Genomic DNA, 15,820 nt, shown 5'->3' with positions numbered 1-15,820 from the left:
GTTGATTTGTGTTTTTTTAACTGGACCTATAGCATTCACCATATATATTATTTGGGATAAGAAAAACAACATACCTAATACAAATGTAAAATAGGTAAGTCTAATGTGGAGAATTCTATAAAGTTTAATTAATTGACTGTTAGTGAAAGCTAGCAGTCTTTTTAAAATACTAAGGGAAATGGGATGGACAAACTTATGGAACAGATTTGGGATGACAGACATCATTACTAATTGAAATATACTTTAGGTAGCGTTTTTACTTATGAAAAAAGCTTTACTGAAAAAACATTGTAATAAATAAGAGGAGTAAGGATATGATAGGTTATTTTCCAACGCCATATGAAGATGAACTATATTACAGTATAATAGCTCGTTATCACATTCATGTAGGTAACTTGAGTAGAAAACATACAAATAAAGAACTATTTGGAAAGAAGGTAAATATTAATTTAGAATTACCAATGGGACTCGCTCATTTAGTATCCCAAATCAATATATTCTCGAAAGAATTTACTAAAGAGTATTTTATTAACCAGCATACAGTGATACCGTTTGTAAAACCCTTTAAAAGTGAAGAATGGAATGAGAAAATTTATAAAAGTGATTTTAAAAATTTATATATTTTTTTATTTAGTTACAGTAAATACAATGTAAAAAACAAGAAATATTTATATTATTGTGCAGAATGCTTAAAGGAACAGCTTAAGTCAAATGGTGAAGGATTTTGGAACAGGATTCATCAAATTCCAGGGATTTTTGTTTGTACTAGGCATAAGACTCCGTTATTAGAGTATTCGTTAAAAATATCCGAGATGGGCTTTATAAATTATTTAATTCCAACAATTGAAGATATTAGAGAACCACTTAGGAGCTATAGTGAGGAACTAATGAAATATTTGATCGATCTAGCAGAGGACGTTGAATACATTATTAGAATGAATTACAAATCGTTTTCTGAAGAGTATTATATTAGCAAATATGTAGATTTATTAGGTAAGAAAGGGTTTGCATATCCCATTAAAAAGCGAAGAGAATACTTACAAAAGTTAATAATTGAATATTATCCAACAGATTTTCTAGAGTTATTAGATTCATTTTTCAAGATAAGTGACAAGTTTTCTTGGGTTCCTAGTTTAATAAATATTGAAGAAAATAGGTCGTTACATCCGATAAGACACTTATTATTAATGAGATTATTAAGTGGATCAGCCAAAAATTATTTTGAAAAGGAGAACTCATTTAAACCTTTTGGTGAAGGACCTTGGGTTTGTATGAACCCGTTTTGCAAGAATTATTTAAAAGAGAATATAAAAAATGTGAATGTTAGAGTAAATAATTCAGATAGGAAAATTCAAGGTATCATAAAGTGTAATTGCGGTTTTGAGTACATAATTAAGGAAGGGGAAAAATCTCCTTTTGATATAAGGGATTTCCATAGAAGAATAGTAAAGCGAGGCCGAGTATGGGAACTTAATTTTAATGAATTACTTAAACAAGATCTAACACTGAACAAAATAGCGGAATTAGCAAATATATCTAGGGATACAGTAATAAGGATTAAGAATAGGGGGCATCTTTCTTCAGTTCAATTAAAAAACAAAGAAGGATTAATGAACAAACAAAAATTAAAAACGGAGTACTACAAAGAGGAATTTCTAAAAATCCGAAAAGAAAATCCAGAATATTCACGCTCTGACTTAGGTAAAGCATATACTAAAATATACGGATGGCTTTTACAATATGATAAAGAATGGTTAATTCGCAATTCTCCTTACTTGAGGAGTACTGGTAATAGAGAAAAAATAGATTACTTAGAGAGAGATAAAGAATTACTAAGCAAAGCAAAATTAATAATAGATAGTTGGTCAGAACATGAAGGAAATTTAAAGAGATTGGTTAGGAAAAGTAGGACAGGGATAATAAATTTACTTGATGTCAAAGCAAGTTATAGTTTGTTCAGTGGAAAATACCCACTTACTACTAAGTATATCAATTCGAATATAGAGACGGTTGAGGATTTTCGGCATAGAAGAATAAAAATTGTTATGGATACCAAATATAAAGACGAGATTGTAACAAAAAATATGGTTATTGAAGCAGCTAATCTTAAAAACTATATTAGAATTAATATAGAGAAACGAGAAAAATTACTAAAATATATAGAGGATTTAGTAACTATCCATAATAACAAATTCTTATAGAATAAAGCTGTGAAGAAACATATTTAAACTATAATGTAAGTACATAATTTTCGTATTGGTATACAACTTTTTTGTAACAGTTTATTGCAAAATAAGTTAATTTGATGAAAATAAGTATACGACTTTATTGTCATTTTAAAGATAAGAAAGACACAAGAATGCGGGTTTGAACATTTGTTAGTATACAACTTTATTGAAACTCTTCAATTGTTGTGTGTGTACACAACTTAATTGTACCCTAGTATATTTAAGTTAGTAGCTAATTTATGTAGGGCTGGTATATAAAATAAAATTAGTTGATTTTAGGCTTAAAAAGCTAGTGCCTTCCTCTATTGTATAAAGGAAGGCACTTTTAAATTATGGCTGTTTTTTAAAATTGTTACTGTTCAATCATAATGGCAGAGTTAATCTACAAATGTTTGTAGATTGACTCTTTTTAGTTTTGATATTTCGTAAGTCGATTATACGAATATTGATTCCTGTGATTTTCCATTCAAATCTTAACAAGAATGCTTGTTGTATTAAACTGCCCCGTTAGCGCCAGAAAAGTGCTGATTACAATCTTAGGAAATATACACGATTTAAACGTTAAGCCATAATCGTGTAAATATTGGTGTATCAAGTGTTTACGCTTCATGTATAAAAAACTGTATAAATAATGTTTATAAGAAAAGCCGCGAAACGTTGTTTTAACAACATTGATGGCTTTTAAATGTACGCCAAAACTTGCGTTTGGGAACGTTATTTTGAATTTGAATGTATATAAAACCGCCCACTTTGGTGGCGCTTTTTCTTAACGTTATAAATCTGGCCAGTTGCCGTTAAGCTGCAACCGCAAAAAGTGCGTAAATCTCATTGACTGTGTTGTTGACCGCCATTTTGTTTTTCACATCTAAGTCCAAAACCTTTTTACTTAGCTCTGCATCTGTTTCGAATAGGGCTTGGTTTTGCATGTAGATTACATAGGCTTGTGGATGATCGGATTTGATTTTTCCCATCTTTGACTCAATTTTATGTTCCTTTGTTCCATAGCCTAACGACGTATGGATGTTGATGTAGATGTTGATGTAGATATCAAATAGTATATCGAGTAGCATCATAAATCATCAAACCCTAAATTCACTGGCTCTAACGGTAATTCACCAGCATAGCCTGCTATATTAGTGGATGGTACTGAATCGTCCACTTCCTCAAAGGCAATTCCATCAATCCATGCTTCACCTGAACCAACAAGTAAAATTCCAAAATTAATAGCGGCGCTTTCTTCAGGTACATCTAACACAATGGAGTAATAATTCCAGTCTGTCGTACCATGGATAGAACGATTGTCCATATTATCAAACTGCACCAAATCACCATTTTTTGTATCAATTCGGCACCAAGCCCCGCATTTCATTGCATCTTTTGTTTTGATGAAGCAGGACATTTTCATTCGCTTACCAATCCAATTTTCAGAGGAAAATACTTGCATCATCGTACCAAATAGCCCTTCCTCAGCAGGACGTGTAGAGCCAAGATAACCAGATTTTGAGCCTGTATAAAACACTTCGTGGTCGGCTTTCATTGTATAAGCAGATGGGTTTGTCCCCGTTAATAACCAACCTTTTACCTCGTTTATTGTTGTCATTTCCTGTTCCTCCTTTGTGTATAAAGAACGCATCATATGGCGGTATTTACCGGGTGGCATGCTGTATAGCTCTTTAAATGCACGTGTAAAAGCTTCTTGCGATTGAAATTGACATTCGAACGAAATATCAAGGATTGTGTAATCAGTATGAAGCAATAGAAAAGCAGATACGGCCAGACGTCTTTTTCGAATATACTCGCCAATCGTTAAACCAGTTTCTTTTTTAAACTGACGCGTCAAATAAAATTTCGAATAGCCAATTTTTGTTGCGTAATGCTCCAACTGCCACGTTGTTAATAAGTTCTCCTCTAATGTATCCACAATTTTTTGAACGGTTTCACTATACATAACTGCTCACCTCAAGACTAAGTATACAGGAGAGATTAGGAATTTTTTTGATAATTATTGCACTAATGTAAGTATAAGGGTAATAGGAGAGATTAAAATATGGTGAAGACAACCATTATCTAAGGGGGCTAGCTATATCTTCACAAAACTTTTCTGTTCTTCGTAACTAAAATAGAAAAGGAATGCTCTTATTGTGTCGAAAGGTAATTTTGTTTGTTTTAATAAAAACACGTTCCCAAAGCGTCGTTTGGTAATACATCTTTAAAAATTGTTATTCAATAATATGGCCCGATTGTGGAATAAGAAAACTGCATTCCATACAGGTTTTTTATCAAACTTTATTATAAACGATCAAATTTATTTATAAATTATCAAACTTTATTAAAAGACCACAGCCATTATCATGGCCTTTTTCAGTCTAGTAAGTATAGGTATTTTGAAATTTGACTTTTTGCTTTCGGAGAAAAAATTTCAATTTAAGCGCCGCCCTAAAGGTTATCTCGGTTCAATTTTAATTGGGGGTCCCTAAGGGTTTTCATTAGGCTTTCGTATGTATAAACTTTTTATAAGGCTGTTTTCTAAAAGAATGTTGTTATTCAATATAGTGTAGTGCTTTAATTGAAGATTCGCATACCGAAATAAACAATCTTTATTATAAAGACCAAACTAGATAAATAAAGAACCAACTATTTTGATCAAACTTTGTTTCAAAACAGTTGGTTTCTTTCTGTATAAAATCAGCGTTTGCAACTTATCTTTTATCAAACTTTATTCAAAAGCTACAACAAATCTTGATAAAACATCCATAATCAAACTCTATTCTAAGTAACAATTGAACAACTTAAAGTAAACATCCTAAACCTTAGTATTACTACATTCAAGCTTGTTTAGCTAGAGTCTACTTATAATGAACATACTTATATTTTGTATAGAAGTATATAATTATTTTTCTTCACTTTTTTTACCATACATACTTTCGGTAGAATAGTGGTGGGAATACACTTTATTCAAATAAAATATTAAGCAAAGGGGAATTATTATTTATGACTGATTTTAGGCTTAGAATGAAGAAAAGTGTAGAAATTTTAGATATGAAGTTACAAAAAATTATTGATGCTAAAATGGCTATTGGGAGAAAAAAATTTTGGAGCGATACAAAAAGATATAAGTTGAACATGGAATCATTAACTTGGATTATAAATACAGATTCATTACTTTTTAAAAATGATACAGATTATGAAGAATGCAAGATTAATTTTCAGAAAAAAATAGAAAGCAATTTCAAAGGCACACAAAAGCATCCAATTGTTACTGTAAATGATGCAAGATAAATTTGAAATTTAGAGAGGGAAATGTTACTTGAAAAGAAGCGTGTTATATATTGAAGATAATGAGAAAATAGGCAGTTGGGTAAAAGGAGAATTGGAACAGCGAGGATTTTCAGTTCAGTGGCTGCTTTCTGGCGAAGGAGCTGAAAAAGAAGTAAATCAGCATGAAATAGTTATCTTGGATATCATGTTACCCGGTTTAGACGGATTTACTGTGGGAAAACGATTAAAAAAGGCAGCTCCTGCTGTTCCGATATTGCTATTATCTGCCAGAACATCAATAGATGATAAGGTAGATGGTTTACAATTTGCTGATGACTATTTAACGAAACCATTCCATACGGATGAATTAGTTGCAAGATTAGAAGTATTAATCCGTCGAAGTGGTGGTATACATTCCGAACGAATTGCATTAGGAAATCATATTGAAGTAGATCCAGAAGTCCAAATGGTATATGACAAGTACACAGGAGAAGAAATTATATTGACAGGGAAACAACATCAAATTTTAATGTATTTCTTACGCCACCCTAATCAAGTGTTACCAAAAGAGCAAATTTATGAAGCGATTTGGAACGAAACTTACATAACTGGTGATAAAACAATACTGGTGCATATCCATCGATTGCGTCAAAAGTTGGAACGTCATCCAGATTCCCCAGAAATTATTGAAACATTGAAGGGAATAGGCTATCGGGTGAAACTATGAAACAGAATAGATCATTATTTCGTCGTTTTCTAAAAGTCCATTTTCTATTTATCTTTTTTCCTCTTCTTGTGCTTATTTTCTTCACTGCGTTCGTTCCTGTTAGCAATGAAATAGAAATGAATATGTTAAATCTGTTTTACTTTACCGTACTTTTGTTTGGCTTTATTATTGTCGCATTTGTTGTAAGTTCTTGGCTGTTCTTCTTGAGACTTCGTAAACGTCTCACCCGCTTACAGGAAGTCATGTCATTTTCAGCTAATAATAATTCATTTCCTAAATCAATATCTGTTCAAACGGATCGTATGGATGAAATAGACCAGTTAGGAAGTTCTTTTAATTGGATGATTCAGCAGCTTGAATACAGTCGCAAGCGAGAATATGAAGAGGAATTATTACGCCATCGACTCATTGCGAATTTATCTCACGACTTACGAACGCCACTTACCATTTTGAGAGGACATATCACCAGATTAAATAAAAAATCAATGAGTTTTGAAGAGCAAGACTCATTAGCAGAGATGAACCATACAATTACAAGAGTCGGAGATCTAATGGATGATTTACTTTCCTATACATTACTTACATCAGGGAAACATCCTTTTCATCCCACTTCAACAGATATTGTACGATTAGTAAGAGCATCTGTCGCTGAGTGGTATCCTGCATTTGAAGAAAAAGAAATTCAGTTAGATGTTGATTTACCAACAGAGAAGACTTTTTATTGGGAAGCAGATCCTAAATGGATGACACGAGTTCTGGATAATTTATTTCAGAATATTCTTCGCCATGCAGCAGAGGGAGAATATACAAACATTGTGGTTGATGTAGAAAAAGAACTGATCATTGTTGCAGACAGAGGTCCAGGTATGGATAACTCTTCCTACGAGGGTGGGGCGGGGATTGGTTTATCGGCTTCAAATTATATGTTAAAAAAAATGAAGCTGAAAGCTGACTTTACATCAAATGAAAATGGTACAAGAGTAGCTATTGGTAGAGTTAACCTAAAGTTAACCAAGAAGTAAACAGCAAGATAACCGAGATTTAACTTTGCTTTTTTATAATTAGAACCATAACAGAAAGGGAGTGTTGTGGTTGCTTACGATAAATAACTTAGTCAAACATCGCGGAACTCAAGAAATCTTATCAGGTATCAGTTTTAAAGCTAGACCAGGTAGAGTAACCGGTTTTTTAGGTCCGAATGGGGCAGGTAAAAGTTCTACACTTCGCATCCTGCTTGGATTAGATCGTGCCACCTCAGGGAGTGCACTAATTAATGGAAAGCCATTCGCAGAATTACATAATCCTCTAGTAACAGTAGGTGCCGCACTTGATGGATTTGGAGCTCATCGTATGCGAACAGGACGAGCACATCTGCGTTGGATTGCTCGTGCCTCAGGATTATCTCGCTCACGTGTCGAGGAAGTTTTGGAAATAGTAGGTCTTACGAATGTAGCTGGTAAAATAATTGGAAATTATTCCCTAGGTATGGGAAGAAGACTTGGAATGGCAGCTGCACTACTTGGTGATCCAAAAATATTGGTTTTAGATGAACCTGTAAACGGGCTCGACCCAGAAGGAATTCGTTGGATTCGGACATTTTTACGTGAACGCGCTGAGTCTGGAAACACGGTGTTACTATCCAGTCATCTAATGGGAGAGCTTGAAGAGACTGTTGATGATGTGGTGATTATTAATCATGGAAAAATCGTTGCGAATGGAACATTGAAAGAAGTAATAGGTAATCATTCCACGCTGGAGGAAGCTTTTTTTGCCCTGACATCTAAAAATGCAGGTGATGTTGTATGAGAGCATTTAACGCGGAACTATCTAAATTGTTCTCCCTGCCAAGTATTTGGCTTGCCTTTCTTATTGGAGCATTTGCCCCAGCGGTCATTGCTGCCTTGGACAGTACAGCACAAAAAGAGAAGATTATAGCTGGAGTTAGCACACGTCTATCGGAAGTTGGCTATATTGGTTTAGGTCTTGGTGTACAAGGTGTCATTATTCTTGGTGTGCTTGCTGTCAGCAGTGAGTATTTGACAGAGAGCAGTGAATCTGGTGGAGGGAATCAGATTACAACGAGTTTAACTGTTGTTTCATCCCGTTTCCACTTTTTGCTAGCAAAAGCAAGTGCAGTGACAGTGATCAGCATACTGCTTTCCGTTGTTGCTATTCTAACAACTGTGTCAGCAACAAATCTTATTCTTGGTGAATACGCCCCTGCATTTGAAGCATCTAGACTGATCGGCGCGGTTTGTTACTGGATATTTACTGCTCTTTTAGCATTTGGGATTACGGTTCTAACTAAGAATGGCATTATCCCGCTTGCTGTGCTCATAATAAATTCATCAGTTGTTACAGTCTCTTACCTCCTTGCTAAGGTTACAAAATTAGCGTTTTACTTACCAGATAAGGCTGGCGTTGATATGTTTATGTTTACGAGCGACAGTTTTCACACCCCATTCAAAGGTGGTTTAATCATGTTTGCTTGGGTAGCTGTTCTTTTCATTGTCGCAGCCATTGTATTCCATAGGAGGGACGTTACATCATGAGTGTCTCTTCTAGTAGAAAGATAACACTAATCCTTGGAGCTGAACTGGAAAAATTAGTTACATTACCATTGGTATGGCTCACTCTTATGGGGACATTCATTCTAAATTTAGTTTTAGCAGCAGCTTTTACTTCTGCTGGTCTACAAGGGGCAGCAGGAACGCAAAGTATACTGAAAATAGGACTTGCTTCTATGGGATATCTTCAAGCAGGGTTCATTATTCTAGGTATCTTAGCTACTTGTTCAGAGTATACGGGTGGACAGATTCGAACTACTTTAACTACGATCCCTTGGCGAGGGTTTCAACTATTCACGAAGCATTTAGCTTTGGCAATTGTAACCATTCCTATGGCGTTTATTATTGCTGCATCAGGTGTACTATATGCTTTTATTATGATGAAAGACACAGCATTAGTGATTGAAATAGACGCTATGATAAAAACTTTAGTAGGTGCAACCAGCTATCTAACATTAACCACCCTTCTCAGTGCAGCTATAGGTGCTCTACTCAGACGAACCACTCCTGCTTTAGTGGTACTGCTTGGTCATTATTTCATTGTCAGTCCATTATTGAAAGATTTTTTACCCAGTATTAAAAATTATTTTCCGGATACGGCAGGATATTATATGTTTATGCCGCCTTCCTCTGATGAAATAAATGTCCTTACACCAATGCAAGGGACAGGTGTTTCAATGTTATGGACACTGATTATTATTACAGTAGCTATTGTATTTTTCCGTAAACGAGATGCCTAAGTTTAGGTTTCAGCAATTACCGGAAAAAGTGATTTATAAGATATACATAATAAACCTAAATAACGTTCCCAAATGCAATCTTGGTAAATATTCAAAAATAGAAATAACTACATTAATGGAGGTAGAAATGGAATCGCAATTAAGGGTTGAAAGTAAAGTGAAAAATAATGATGTAATAGCAATGATAGGGTTTCTACTCATATTTTATTTGGTATGGACAATTAAAGAATTATGGTTAATTGACTACATTTATTCATTCGGTGAAATAATCTCCCCATTATTAGAGGCGTTGGTTAAGGGGTTCGTATGGATTGTTCCAACTTGGTTATACATAAAATATTATTTACATACTAACCCATTTGACTACTTAAGAGTAAACGTTAATGTTAAAAAAGGTTTATTTTGGGGAGTAGTTCTTTCACTGTTAGTTGGCTTATATTTTGCTTTTGAAACATATATCATTAATCAGCAATCATTTCAATTTTCATTATCCATTGATGATTACCTTAATGGTTTTCTTATGGCAGGGTTAGCCGAAGAAATTGTTTTCAGGGGATTAATTTTACAAGAAATCAATAAAAAAATGGCTTTTTGGAAAGCAAATATTGTAACTGCTTTACTATTTTTGGTCATTCACTACCCAATTTGGATTTACAATGATGGATTCTATGATTTCTTTATAGCTGGGACCCATATATATGTTTTTGCAATAGGTTTACTTTTTGGTTTTGTCTATAAAAAGACAGGTTCATTATGGTCGGTTGTGTTGTTGCACGCGTTGCATAATTTTTTTGTTACTATTATTTAGTGAAAAAATATATTATTAATTAACTAACGTGGTACTTTAGTGCAACAAGGACTTATAAGCTATACAAAACAATCATAATAAACATTCCCAAATGAAAGTTTGGAAACACATGAAAAAGCCACAAAATGAAGTTTAGTTATTCTATCTAAAGGGCGCTTTCCTTGAATAGGAGAGTGTCCTTTTTCATGAAAAGGGCCATTTAATTGAATAAAATATAATAATTATTGAATGCTGAGATTGTGAAGAAAAGTACTTTAACTAACGAAGCAGATTAATAAAAGAAATAGTTTTATTACATAGGGGAATAGCAAGCGAATAATAAAAGTTGGCTTGTTTCAGCATTAAACAACAATGAATAAAGCGGTAGTCAACTATGGCTGATTGGCACTTTTTTCAAGGCCCTAAAGATAGATTAAGGTGTTGAGAAAAAAATAAAAGAATGATAGACTTTGAACGGAAATGTAGTAAATACCTACCACGAAAAGGAAAGTTGATTAATAAAAATACAACAACAAACTTCGGAAAAATGCTATAAAGTAATGATTTTACTATGTTGCTTTATAGGTGGTCTAGGAATACATCGCAAATTTATACAATATATACTTAACCGATTTTCTAGTGAAAGAAGAAATATTTTTCGTTATATATTTAAAAGGGGTACAATCATGAAATTCAAAAGCAAATTTTTAGTATTATGTGGCTTAGGCGCTACATTACTTGTAGGGTGTTCAGATACCGAAACAAAAGATGGGAAAGAGTTAACCGATACACAATCAGAACTTTCTCAGGAAGCAGTTACAAATCAAGAAGTCGTGGAATTAAGTAATTTAAGAAACAGTTTGCTTGATTTTGTTTGGGATTACAAAAGATACGGGAGTTACAATTTTGAAAATACAACAGTCTTTGAAAATGCTAAAGTATTAACAGAAGAAGAGCGTATACAAAAAATAAAACGAATTTATCAACATTTAAGCAATCTAAGCATGATCGATGACAAAATACTGCAAAATTATCAGGCTTCTTTAAAGGACGCTGCGATTCAATTAAACAAAAAGAATTTAGAGTTAATTGAATTAGAACCTAAAGTTTTTAAAGATGGCGGATATGGTCTTATGCTTAAAGCAGAACCTGAAGAAAAAGATTTAACTCGTTACAAAGAATTGTTAAATGAAATGATCAAAATAATTGATACGGAAAAAGAAAATATTTTACGATTGGAAATTGCAATCGTGAATACTTTTGATGTTTCCGAAGAAGATGTGAAGGATTTCATAGAATATAAAAAAATGATTCCGTCACAATTAAAAGACAAATACTCTCTTTATTCAGAAGATATATGGAATATAAACGTCAAACCAATGTTACCACTTGAGAAATATGCCGATTTATTGGCATATACAAGTGATGTGAAAGCAATTTTAGAAGATCACCTAGAAAATAAATATGCTAAAAAAGATTATGAATTCATCAGTCAATTGAAAACTATTGAAGAATATGAAAATATACTTTCAGCGTATAAAAATAATTTAAACGAAGAGACTTTTAAGGATTATTATAAAGCCTCTTTATCGATTCATAATTATTTAGTCGCAAAAGATTCTTTCCTTTTAACTAATTTAGATTTAACAACGTATTATGAAGTGATTAATTATGAAGGACAATTCTACAGTTTGAAATTATTCTAGCGCTTCAGTAAACAATAATAACCCCCGTACTTTATAAGAGAGTGATTGAAGAGAAAGTTTATTTAAATTAGGTAAACAGGTATGGATATTGAAATACGAAGAGCAACTAATGTAAGCTAGGATTATTTAAATATTAACTAATGATGCAGATTCATTAGATAAAAATCGGGTATATTTGGTAAAATTAATAAAAGAAATTGAAATATAATGGATGACAAAGTGGGAAATGAGCTTTTACTTTTTGAGCAATCAAAAGTTTAGGGGTGATTCGTGATGACACTTAAATGGTTGTGGATATTGGTTATTATGTTTAGCGTACTAGAATGGATATCAATCCCATTCATAAGTGCATTTACAGGAAAACTGTATCAAGTAGTTGATGGTGTATTAATAATTACTTTTATTATTTATCCATTATTTTTCTTGACTTCTCTTTTATTATTACAAAAGGGGAATAAAAAAATTGGTGCGGTAATTTTGCTTATTCCACTAATTGTGTATACCCCCGTGTTAATAAGTCTTCAAACGTTGGTTAAATAATGTATTACTAATTGAGCTAATGGGGTGCTTTAGTGCAACAAGGGTTTAAAAATTATCGAACTTTTTTATAAAAAATTTAATCAATCCCATTAAATAAGAGCATGTTTTGATCAATCTTTTTTCAAAACATGCTCTTTAGTTTTGTTCTCATATCAAGGTTGATATCGTTAATTGATTCATACTTTCCCATTTAATATTTATGGAGGTGATAATCGTGCGGATGGCCCGTCCATTACTCCTATACAAACGCTGTGGCTATTGACATTTATTCAATTAAATAGTTGCGTTTTCTTTATTGTTTCCCCTTTTTGTACAAGCTATAATAATGCTGTAAATGATAATCATTTTCAATTAAGGATTAGAAGGAAAGGGGCAACAAAGTGTGAAGAAATTACTTGCAAAGCGAATTATATTATGGGCAGGGGTGTTATCCCTGCTGTTGATATTATCGGCATGCAGCAGCTCTAATGGAAACGTGTCTGATGAGAAGGTAGAGGATAGTCAGGAAACAGTTCAATCTGATGAGTCAAAAGAGGAAAGTGCGACAACTGTTCAATATACAACAATTACAGGTGAACAGGTTGAAATACCTGCAGATCCAAAACGAGTGGTTTATTTGGGTTCGACGCTTGGCGATTTCTTGGTGATGGATATTCCAATTATTGGTAGTAATCTTATCCATGCTACCGGTAAATTCTATGAAGGTAAAACGGAAGGAATAATTGATGTTGGAAATCCTGGTGATTTAGAGTTGATTCTGTCTTTAAAACCCGACTTGATAATTAATGGTTATTACAAGGGGGATTCAAACCAAAGTGAGGCATTTGCGAAAATTGCTCCTACTGTTCCGTTCAACTCAGCGCTTCCTTATAAAGAACGTATAATTGAGATTGGAAATATCTTTGGACAACAGGAGGAGGCAGCTGGGTGGATAGCTAAATTTGAAGCACAGTCGCAAAAAATGTGGGATAAGATTCAATTGGCAGAAGGGGAGACAGCAACAGTTTTCTTACAGTTAGGTAAAACGTTTTATGTTATGGGCAATCGTTCACTTGGTGCTATTATTTATGAAGAGCAAGGATTTGTCATCCCACCCGCTGTACAGGAGAATATTATTGATGAAGAGCAGACTTTCCTTGCGATTTCAGAAGAGTTGCTTCCAGAGTATGCTGGTGATCATTTGTTTGTACTTATACTCGATAATGAAGAAAGTCAAACAGAAGCTAATCGAATGCTAGAAAGCCGACTATGGGGGACTCTGCCTGCAGTTCAAAAGGGAAATGTGTATACTGCATCTGCCGATTGGAATACAGATGACTTGTTAGCTTTGGGGCAATTGCTTGAAGAGTTGCCACAATGGATGCAACGGCAGTAAGAAATTGTAACTACCCATTAAGTTCTTTAAACAGTTAATTTTCCAGCATGATGCATGATTGAACTATTAAAGCTCCGCTGTACTTGAAAGTAGATCATTATATGTTATATTAATGATAATGAGAATCATTTTCGTTTGTCGGAGGGTTGCTTATGAATCTAGCGTCGCTGTTTATTAGGCTACAACATTATGATCGGTTTCAAGTTGACCAAATGATGCCGGCGATTAGCCATAATGAGGAAATAAACTACAATGAAACAAATTTATGCACATTATTGATAGCACATAGCCATGGCATACGGCTATATATAGACAAAATTGCAATCGATCTGCAACAAGGGAGCTGCATTTTAATTTCCCCTGTACAGAGTTACACTGTGGAATCAAGTAACAAAGAGGCACAGCTTGTGCGGTTTACCTTTGAAACCTTTAAAGTAGAAGGAATGACTTTAAATCCCATTGCACATCCTCCCTTACTTTGTGGTTATCCCTATAGACTGTTATTTTCTCAAGTTAAGCGAGTATTAGGGAATGAAGCATGGATGAGGAATCCGTTCTGTTCCTCACTGTCCGCATTAGAAATGGCTATGATGCAAAGTAGACTTCAGCTTATTCTAAGTATGATGACCCAGCTAGATCAGCAACCTGCCCATTTTCAGAACGAAGAAAAGCTAAAAATGATACAAAAGACTGTACAGTATATGGAACAGCATTATGATGAAGACTTGACAGTAGAACAACTAGCTAACATGGCGGGAATGGTTAGATGGCAATATAGTCAACAGTTTAAAATATTAACTGGCAAAAAGCCAACTGATTATTTGGCCCATTTACGTATAAATCAGGCTAAAGAGCTGCTGTGTAATTCTGCCGAGCCATTAAGAAAAATATCTCGGCAAATTGGGTTTAAGGATGAATCTTATTTCAGCCGGTGCTTTCATAAATTAACTGGAAACACTCCGCGTGAATATGCGAATATCCATCTTCATAATCAGCAAAAGACAGTTGTTGATTCACTTGGCAGAGAGATTCATGTCCCTAAGGATGCAACACGTATTGTAACTGCCGGAACAGACACACTTGGAGAATTACTCGTTCTAGGCATATCCCCTTTAGGAGCGGCCATCTCTATCATGAAAAATCAAGTGATTTATCACAATAAGTTGCGAAATATCCATAATATCGGGTATTGGGCAGATCCAGAAAAAATATCAGAACTGCAGCCTGAGTTATTATTGGTTAGCAATTATCGAGCACAGGATTTACAGGAACTGGATGCGATTGCTCCTACTGTTATACTGAACAGTAAATTTAGATTATTTGAGCGGTTACGGTATATCGCTAAACTAGTTGAACGTAGTAAAGAGGCGGAAAAGTGGATTACTACATATGAGGACAAAGTAAGATTGGTACGTAGGGAATTAGCCGATGCTTATGTTACTGGGGAGACGGCTACTGTTTATCTCAAGTTAGGTGAAAAACTTTATATTATGGGCCAGAACGGATTGGCTGCAACCTTGTATGAATCGCTTGGTTTTCGTCCCTCTGCCAAAGTAAAGCACTTAATCGAGAAAGGGCAAGCATGGATAGAAATTCAGCAGCATCAAATGAATCATTATGTTGGAGATCATAATTTCATCTTGGTTTCTCCACAAGAATTGCAAACAGCCACTCATTGTCCACAGATTGCGACTATCACCACGTTAACTCCTGGTAAAAATCACTTTATGGATGCTACATGGAATTATGATGATCCCATTACACGTGGACGATTGTTAGAGGTATTGCCGTATATTTTTAAGAAGAAAACGATGTGATTAGATTTAGCATCAAAAAGGTACATACTAAGCATGCTGAGTTATACTTGATTTACTAATTATTATTCACTCAAC

The 15,820-nt window shown here is 34.0% G+C and carries 14 protein-coding genes; 12 read left to right on the top strand and 2 right to left on the bottom strand.

Annotated elements, in window-relative coordinates; genetic code table 11:
* The first annotated feature begins 314 nt into the window (after positions 1-314).
* Positions 315-2,201, top strand: a complete 1,887-nt coding sequence (locus tag JTI58_RS07535) for a TnsD family Tn7-like transposition protein (protein ID WP_009370511.1) — start codon at positions 315-317, stop codon at positions 2,199-2,201.
* Positions 2,202-3,022: 821 nt separating this feature from the next.
* Here JTI58_RS07535 and JTI58_RS07530 read toward each other — a convergent pair.
* The gene (locus JTI58_RS07530; RefSeq protein ID WP_205446131.1) at positions 3,023-3,301 is read right to left on the bottom strand and encodes a hypothetical protein; all 279 of its coding nucleotides are present in this window, start codon (positions 3,299-3,301) and stop codon (positions 3,023-3,025) included.
* Positions 3,298-4,176: a helix-turn-helix transcriptional regulator gene (locus JTI58_RS07525; protein WP_205446130.1), complete on the bottom strand. Its 879-nt coding sequence runs from the start codon at positions 4,174-4,176 to the stop codon at positions 3,298-3,300. The genes JTI58_RS07530 and JTI58_RS07525 overlap by 4 nt, the downstream gene beginning before the upstream one ends.
* A gap of 1,043 nt (positions 4,177-5,219) precedes the next feature.
* On the opposite strand from JTI58_RS07525, the gene JTI58_RS07520 reads away from it, so the two are divergent.
* The 11 genes from JTI58_RS07520 (at position 5,220) to JTI58_RS07470 (ending at position 15,745) form a co-directional block, all read left to right on the top strand.
* Positions 5,220-5,507: a hypothetical protein gene (locus JTI58_RS07520; RefSeq protein ID WP_205446129.1), complete on the top strand. Its 288-nt coding sequence runs from the start codon at positions 5,220-5,222 to the stop codon at positions 5,505-5,507.
* Positions 5,508-5,535: 28 nt separating this feature from the next.
* Positions 5,536-6,213: a response regulator transcription factor gene (locus JTI58_RS07515; protein ID WP_205446128.1), complete on the top strand. Its 678-nt coding sequence runs from the start codon at positions 5,536-5,538 to the stop codon at positions 6,211-6,213.
* Positions 6,210-7,235, top strand: a complete 1,026-nt coding sequence (locus JTI58_RS07510; protein ID WP_205446127.1) for a sensor histidine kinase — start codon at positions 6,210-6,212, stop codon at positions 7,233-7,235. The genes JTI58_RS07515 and JTI58_RS07510 overlap by 4 nt, the downstream gene beginning before the upstream one ends.
* A 70-nt stretch (positions 7,236-7,305) precedes the next feature.
* Positions 7,306-8,019, top strand: coding sequence for an ABC transporter ATP-binding protein (locus JTI58_RS07505; RefSeq protein WP_205446126.1), 714 nt, complete (start codon positions 7,306-7,308; stop codon positions 8,017-8,019).
* Positions 8,016-8,765 carry an ABC transporter permease gene (locus JTI58_RS07500; protein ID WP_205446125.1) on the top strand — a complete coding sequence of 250 codons (750 nt, stop codon included), beginning with the start codon at positions 8,016-8,018 and terminating at the stop codon, positions 8,763-8,765. The genes JTI58_RS07505 and JTI58_RS07500 overlap by 4 nt, the downstream gene beginning before the upstream one ends.
* On the top strand, positions 8,762-9,520 hold the full coding sequence (locus JTI58_RS07495) for an ABC transporter permease (RefSeq protein WP_205446124.1): 759 nt from the start codon (positions 8,762-8,764) through the stop codon (positions 9,518-9,520). The genes JTI58_RS07500 and JTI58_RS07495 overlap by 4 nt, the downstream gene beginning before the upstream one ends.
* A 127-nt stretch (positions 9,521-9,647) precedes the next feature.
* Positions 9,648-10,328 (top strand): CPBP family intramembrane glutamic endopeptidase, encoded by a 681-nt coding sequence (locus JTI58_RS07490; RefSeq protein WP_205446123.1) that lies wholly within the window; start codon positions 9,648-9,650, stop codon positions 10,326-10,328.
* A gap of 665 nt (positions 10,329-10,993) precedes the next feature.
* The gene (locus JTI58_RS07485) at positions 10,994-12,013 is read left to right on the top strand and encodes a hypothetical protein (RefSeq protein ID WP_205446122.1); all 1,020 of its coding nucleotides are present in this window, start codon (positions 10,994-10,996) and stop codon (positions 12,011-12,013) included.
* A 273-nt stretch (positions 12,014-12,286) separates the two neighbouring features.
* Complete coding sequence (locus JTI58_RS07480) at positions 12,287-12,553, top strand: hypothetical protein (protein ID WP_205446121.1); 267 nt, start codon at positions 12,287-12,289, stop codon at positions 12,551-12,553.
* Between the two features lie 382 nt (positions 12,554-12,935).
* On the top strand, positions 12,936-13,928 hold the full coding sequence (locus tag JTI58_RS07475) for an ABC transporter substrate-binding protein (RefSeq protein ID WP_205446120.1): 993 nt from the start codon (positions 12,936-12,938) through the stop codon (positions 13,926-13,928).
* Positions 13,929-14,080: 152 nt separating this feature from the next.
* Positions 14,081-15,745: an AraC family transcriptional regulator gene (locus JTI58_RS07470; RefSeq protein WP_205446119.1), complete on the top strand. Its 1,665-nt coding sequence runs from the start codon at positions 14,081-14,083 to the stop codon at positions 15,743-15,745.
* Positions 15,746-15,820 lie beyond the last annotated feature (75 nt).

It is taken from the genome of Lysinibacillus fusiformis (assembly GCF_016925635.1).
Taxonomy (GTDB): domain Bacteria; phylum Bacillota; class Bacilli; order Bacillales_A; family Planococcaceae; genus Lysinibacillus; species Lysinibacillus fusiformis_F.
Note: the sequence above shows the minus strand (reverse complement) of the source record. Positions and strands in the feature narration are given on the sequence as shown.

Coding starts and splice junctions, on each gene's coding strand:
- JTI58_RS07535 (WP_009370511.1), top strand. CDS start 315: ATGATAGGTTATTTTCCAACGCCATATGAAGATGAACTATATTACAGT.
- JTI58_RS07530 (WP_205446131.1), bottom strand. CDS start 3,301: ATGATGCTACTCGATATACTATTTGATATCTACATCAACATCTACATC.
- JTI58_RS07525 (WP_205446130.1), bottom strand. CDS start 4,176: ATGTATAGTGAAACCGTTCAAAAAATTGTGGATACATTAGAGGAGAAC.
- JTI58_RS07520 (WP_205446129.1), top strand. CDS start 5,220: ATGACTGATTTTAGGCTTAGAATGAAGAAAAGTGTAGAAATTTTAGAT.
- JTI58_RS07510 (WP_205446127.1), top strand. CDS start 6,210: ATGAAACAGAATAGATCATTATTTCGTCGTTTTCTAAAAGTCCATTTT.
- JTI58_RS07500 (WP_205446125.1), top strand. CDS start 8,016: ATGAGAGCATTTAACGCGGAACTATCTAAATTGTTCTCCCTGCCAAGT.
- JTI58_RS07495 (WP_205446124.1), top strand. CDS start 8,762: ATGAGTGTCTCTTCTAGTAGAAAGATAACACTAATCCTTGGAGCTGAA.
- JTI58_RS07490 (WP_205446123.1), top strand. CDS start 9,648: ATGGAATCGCAATTAAGGGTTGAAAGTAAAGTGAAAAATAATGATGTA.
- JTI58_RS07485 (WP_205446122.1), top strand. CDS start 10,994: ATGAAATTCAAAAGCAAATTTTTAGTATTATGTGGCTTAGGCGCTACA.
- JTI58_RS07480 (WP_205446121.1), top strand. CDS start 12,287: ATGACACTTAAATGGTTGTGGATATTGGTTATTATGTTTAGCGTACTA.
- JTI58_RS07470 (WP_205446119.1), top strand. CDS start 14,081: ATGAATCTAGCGTCGCTGTTTATTAGGCTACAACATTATGATCGGTTT.